At 42.1% G+C, this 5717-nt stretch carries 6 protein-coding genes; 1 reads left to right on the top strand and 5 read right to left on the bottom strand.

Annotated features, from left to right (window positions below; all coding sequences use genetic code 11):
* Positions 1–378: hypothetical protein (locus F6K52_RS31170; RefSeq protein ID WP_293088049.1), on the bottom strand; the 378-nt coding region annotated here is incomplete at its 3' end.
* A 76-nt stretch (positions 379–454) separates the two neighbouring features.
* The gene (locus F6K52_RS31165) at positions 455–1675 is read right to left on the bottom strand and encodes an RNA-guided endonuclease TnpB family protein (RefSeq protein WP_293088052.1); all 1221 of its coding nucleotides are present in this window, start codon (positions 1673–1675) and stop codon (positions 455–457) included.
* A gap of 268 nt (positions 1676–1943) precedes the next feature.
* Here F6K52_RS31165 and F6K52_RS31160 point away from each other — a divergent pair, with 268 nt between their 5' ends.
* Entirely contained in the window at positions 1944–2072 is a 129-nt protein-coding gene (locus F6K52_RS31160) for a hypothetical protein (RefSeq protein WP_293088046.1), read from the top strand.
* A 320-nt stretch (positions 2073–2392) separates the two neighbouring features.
* Here the strand turns inward: F6K52_RS31160 and ureG are convergent, their stop codons facing one another.
* From ureG to F6K52_RS31145, 3 genes are all read right to left on the bottom strand, one after another.
* A complete protein-coding gene (ureG, locus tag F6K52_RS31155) occupies positions 2393–2995 on the bottom strand; it encodes an urease accessory protein UreG (RefSeq protein ID WP_293088043.1) in 603 nt (200 codons plus the stop codon).
* Between the two features lie 140 nt (positions 2996–3135).
* Positions 3136–3591: a chemotaxis protein CheW gene (locus F6K52_RS31150; protein ID WP_293088041.1), complete on the bottom strand. Its 456-nt coding sequence runs from the start codon at positions 3589–3591 to the stop codon at positions 3136–3138.
* 166 nt (positions 3592–3757) lie between these two features.
* On the bottom strand, positions 3758–5717 hold a 1960-nt coding region (locus F6K52_RS31145; RefSeq protein WP_293088039.1), incomplete at its 5' end, for a hybrid sensor histidine kinase/response regulator.

The raw sequence follows: 5717 nt of genomic DNA, 5'->3' as shown, positions 1-5717 counted from the left end.
CTTGACATCGTGAATTAAACCACGAACCCGAAACTGATCGACTCTTTTGTCACTGGGAGAATGACGTAGAGTAGTTTTCCCCTCTAGGGGAATAAATTTCTTAATTTGAATTTGAGCGAGTTTTCCTGCCTTGGTGATGCGGAAATATACTCGCCACAGATAGACTTTTTTCTCACCAAAAGAGGGGTTGGTACTTAATTTCTTCCACAAGGGTTGGTGCATATAGGCACTGAAGCTGATTCCTTGTTTGAGAACAAGAGTTCCTTTAACTGACCTATTAGGCTCTTGAGATGGGTTTGGGTCAAATCGCCCAAACAGATAGCCCAGAGCCGAAAACTCGGTTGGACGACTAGGAGGGGTAAAGGGGACAACTTCCATGGGATTGGGAATGAAGGAGCCATTATATTTTAGACTATCAAATTACGGCAATCTGATGGACGTGAACTACCCCAACTTACTTCGTTGAAGTTGGGGCTTCCAGTTTCACGGAAGAATGCCTCAATTTGGACGGACGTCCGCGTCTTGGTCTTACTTCTTCTCCACTGGCGTTGACCTCCCCCGTCCCAGAGGAGGATAGCATTCTGATCCCTTCTGCTCTAATGTTCTTGGCCGCATTACCATCTCTGTCGTGGTGAGTTCCACAGCTTGGACAAATCCAAGTCCTTACATCAAGGGGCAACTCTTTGATCTGGTAATGACAATTAGAGCAGGTTTTAGAACTGGGAAACCATCGGTCTATCTCAATCAAAATTTTTCCTTCTCTTTCGCATTTATAGGAAATAAAATTCACAAAAGTTTTCCAGCCTAGATCAGATATTGCTTTAGCTAGTTTGTGGTTACGAACCATGCCCTTGACATTTAGGTTTTCGACTACCACCACTTGGTTGTCATCAACTATCTTTCTAGATAGCTTATGTAGGTAGTCTTGGCGGACATTTCCAATCCGTTCGTATACCTTGGCTACAATTTTTCTAGCTTTTTTGCGCCCGTTACTTCCTTTCTTCTTCCGGGCAGCAATACGCTGTTTTTTAGCTAACTTCTTTTCGTACTTAGCTAAGTGTTTAGGATTGACAAATTTAGAGGTCTTTTCGCCATCGTAGGTGATCGCAAAATCTTTGATACCTAAGTCTATACCAATAACCTTGCCTTTCACGGAAGGTTGTACCCCATCTGAGTCGTATTCCATTAGGACAGAAGCGTAGTACTTCCCTGACGGAGTTTTACTGACAGTTACAGTCTTTATTTCTCCGTCCAATGGTCGATGAATCACTGCCTTAACGACACCTAACTTCCCAGGAAACTTAAGGCAATCACCTACTTGCTTGACCTTTTGGGGATATTGGATTGACTGACGATGATGGTATGACTTAAATCTTGGATATTTCGCCCTGCCTTCAAAAAAGTTTTGGTATGCACGGCTAAGATTAAGACTCACAGACTGTAAGACCTGAGAGTAGCAATTTTTTAGCCATTCGGTTTCTTTTTCTTTTTTGAGTTTTGGCAACATAGAATTGAGTGCAGATTGCTTAAGTCCTTTGCCAGTTTCCTTGTAAGTTTCTATACAGTGATTTAGTGCATAATTCCACCACCAACGAGCACAACCAAAGTTCTGAGTCAAAATGTGAACTTGCTCCTGAGTTGGATAAATTCTTACTTTCACGGCTTTATGTTTCACTGCACTCATCTTTATTATCGACCTTAGTTACTATTATATGCATTTATTAGTAACGTGTCAACTGCTGCTAAAAGATTGTTCGCGTAGCGTGGCCTATGGCCAGGGGTATATCCATCCCCACCCATCCCTGGGACGGGTGGGGATGGATATACCCCTCAAACTCCCCTATCCGTTAACTGGTTAAGTTTTACTTCCGATAAGTTCCTAGGGCTGTGGAGATTGTTGTTGAATACCCATAATAAAAGTGTCGAGCCCGGGGGCGGCAAGTGTGGGGAGATGGGGAGATGGGGAGATGGGGAGATGGGGAGATGGGGAGATTTTTATTAAGGGTAATTATATCGACATCATATTACTCCCTAAAGGGAAACCCTTGAAAGCAAGGGATCCCAGTGATTGAATCTGGCTATAAATGTGGGTCATGAGGGTGTGGGATAGGCTCTGCCGCGCCAAAGGCGCAGGCAAAGTTACTCGACTTTTTGGTAGTCAACCAGGATCAGGTTGGCTTTACCAGCTTACCTAAATTTAAGTATAATTTAATACATTTTTTTGTCGTAGATTAAAATTACTAAACTATGGGATAATATTTAATTATCTAGCATTTTAAACTAATTGACAAATGCTATGGTACAAACAAAAAAACATTATCATCACCACCCATAATCACATCATAATATTAGGTTTTATTCTAAGATTTTTTTTACCATATTATAAAGGTAATTAATAAGCGCCCATGTCAATTTTTATCAAGTCAATAACGGTAGAGAGTCCCTCTTTAGTTTTCAAATTCGTAAACACAAAGGGTTTATCTCCTCGCATCTTTTTAGCATCCCGTTCCATCACCTCCAAATCTGCTCCCACCTGAGGTGCCAGATCAATTTTGTTAATCACCAGCAAGTCAGACTTGGTGATTCCTGGTCCTCCTTTACGAGGAATCTTATCCCCAGCAGCGACATCAATAACGTAGATCGTGAAATCTACTAGTTCTGGACTAAAGGTTGCTGCTAGGTTATCCCCTCCACTTTCTAGGAACACCAAGTCTAAATCAGTAAACCGATTTTCCAGCTGTTCAATGGCTGCCAAGTTCATTGAGGCATCTTCCCGAATGGCAGTATGGGGACAACCCCCTGTTTCCACACCCAGAATGCGATCGCTTTCTAGGGCCTGACTCCTAACTAAAAACTGGGCATCTTCCTGAGTATATATATCATTGGTGACCACAGCGATTTGATAAGAGTCTCGCAGGGCTTTACACAATGCATCTAATAGAGCAGTTTTCCCTGAACCAACTGGACCAGCAATCCCAACACGAAAAGTACTCATGTTAACTAACTTAGAGTTAATTTCAATAGTGTAGTTTATTTATGATCATTAGCCATAAAAAAATTGTTAATTGCTACAAATTAACAATTAACAAATGGTAATTGGTAAGTTTAGATTTTTATTATAGCGTTTTCTGACGATTAAGGAGTCAAGGCACCGACTTGCTGTAAATCCAAAAGAAAAATTTTCTGAGTAGATGCTTCGTTTGATATAACAGCTGCATGAGATATCATCTCCAGAACACTGGCCTGACGGTAAGACTTCGGGATAGGTCGCATCATGTCTTGGGGTAATTCCACCAAATTGGGCAGATCATCGACAAAAATTCCCCAAAGTTCGGAGTCCCTAGGACGAATAATCACTAAGAACCTTTGGTTAGGGCTTGGGTGAGGTAAACTACCATCACCCAACTGCTGATGTAAATTCCAAAGTTTAATGCTATGCTTGCCTAGCTGAACTAATCCCATAGTTTTCATCTCCCGGCTGATTTCAGTGGTAAAATTAACCACTTTAAGAACATCCCTAATCGGAAGACATAGGGAATATTCATAAATCTTAAAAACTATGAATTTGTCTATTTGTAAATTATTTGACATCGCCTTTATAATATGATCTTTATTTTATTTTTTTAGATAAAAGTTACTATTAAAAAACATAAATTAATAATTATTAATTACTAAATAATTCCAGAGTATAGCGTTAATTATACTTATCATGTATAGTCTTTATTATGCCTAATGCCTACTCCCTACTCCCTACTCTCTATTCCGTTATTAAGGGTGAAATGGGCTCAACGACATCGGTTACTGTTGTCAACAATTTGTGTTCCAAATAGGGCTTAGTGATATAAGCCTTTGCCCCTAACTGTGCAGCAATCAAGCGGTGTTTATCGTTACTGCGGGATGTGAGGATGACTATAGGAAGATCTACCAAAGCTGGGTCAAGCTGACAGTGTTTGAGAAACTCAAACCCATTCATGCGAGGCATCTCAATATCACAGATTACCAACTGTATGTCTGTCTGATGCTGTAGTTGCTCAATACCTTCATAACCATCCTGGGCTTGAAACACGTGATAGCCATTCTTTTCTAAGGTCATGGCTAGAGTTTGGCGCAGGGTGATCGAATCATCTACGACGAGTACCTTTGGCTTATGTCTGACCCAGAATGGTTCAACCCTTGAAGGTGGAAGCTGCTTTACTGAAAGGGTTTCCATCGCTTGGGTCCGTTGATCTGGGCCTAAACTTTTAACCTTCAATGTGCCAACCTGTAACCTTTTACTGGCATCATCGGTCTGTTGGTCAGATAGGTACTGGATCAATTCAGTCCCATCCAGCACCAATGTCAAGCGACCATCGGCGAGAATACTGCCCCCATTGACATAGGGGGGTGGCACAATCATTGTCCCTAAAGGACGAATCACCAACTCCTGGTCTCCCAACAGTTGGTCTACTTCCAGACCGACAAGCTGATCCTGGTAATGGATGAGAATGATTGGTCTGATCGTCTCTTTAGGAACAACAGGCTGATGTCGATGGGTTACCGAGAATGGAGAAGCCACAGAGGAATAATCTAGGATTTGCCCAAGTTTGTAGACTTTAACCAGTTGCTGATCACTCCCGGTACCCAAGTAGAGGACAAGACCATCTTCCCAACTTCGGAGCTGGTGTTCCTCAGGAATGATAATTTGCTTGACTTGATCAGTAATTAAACCATAAACTTGGCTCCCAGCCTGACACAGGAGTAATTTATTTATGGTTAAACTCAGGGGAATTTGTAGTCTAAATCTGGTGCCTTGGTGGGGAGAAGAATCAACCATTACCGAACCCCTGAGAGCTTTGACCTGGTTTAGAACAACATCAAGACCAACACCACGTCCAGAAAGGTTATTCACCCCAGAGACAGTGGAAAAGCCTGGTTCAAACAACAAATTCCTCAGCTGAGCCTTACTCAGATTATTACTCTGTTCAAAGTCTATGAGTTCACGTTCTACTGCTAGTTGGCGAATCCGTTCAAAATTCAACCCTGGCCCGTCATCGAGGACTTCAATCACCAAATGTCTGCCCCGATGGAAAGCAGTGATTTCAATTAATCCCTTTTCTGGTTTGCCTTGTTGTTGCCTGACAGCAGGAGTCTCAATACCATGGTCAAAAGCATTACGCACAAGATGCAGCAGCGGGTCGTATAGCTTCTGGGCAACAACTTTATCCACTAAAACATCATTACCAGAGATTTTGAGCTCTAGCAGCTTATGGTGGGAGGCTGACAACTGCTTGATCACAGGGGGGAAGCGACTAAATATTTCCCCTAAAGGCAACATCCGGGCGTCCATCAAAACATCACGATGGTTGGTTAACAACCGACGTTGTTGTTCGAGAGTTTTACTGGATTGGGTGGTGAACAGCTCAATGTCATGGGCAGCTTCTGTTAATTGTATAGCGTCTTCTACAACTGACTGAATCAGAAGCTCGGGTGTACTATAACGTTTTAGTTCCAGGTCATCGAAATAGTCTGTATCCAGAACGTTAGTGGGTTGAGAGGGTAGGGTGGCCTTTTGGCCAAGGTTGGCAGTAGGATTAGGGTTGGTAGCTTTGTTTTTGTTTAAACCTTCAACATTAAACTTGCTAACCTGCAAGGTTTTTTCTGTCCAAGGGTAGGAATAAAAACTAAGATTGGGGTTAGTAGCTTTGTATTTGTTTAAACCAGATCGGACGCGCGTCGTG

This window comes from Moorena sp. SIO3H5, assembly GCF_010692395.1.
In the GTDB taxonomy this organism is placed as follows: Bacteria; Cyanobacteriota; Cyanobacteriia; order Cyanobacteriales; family Coleofasciculaceae; genus Moorena.
Note: the sequence above shows the minus strand (reverse complement) of the source record. Positions and strands in the feature narration are given on the sequence as shown.

Coding starts and splice junctions, on each gene's coding strand:
- ureG (WP_293088043.1), bottom strand. CDS start 2,995: ATGAGTACTTTTCGTGTTGGGATTGCTGGTCCAGTTGGTTCAGGGAAA.
- F6K52_RS31150 (WP_293088041.1), bottom strand. CDS start 3,591: ATGTCAAATAATTTACAAATAGACAAATTCATAGTTTTTAAGATTTAT.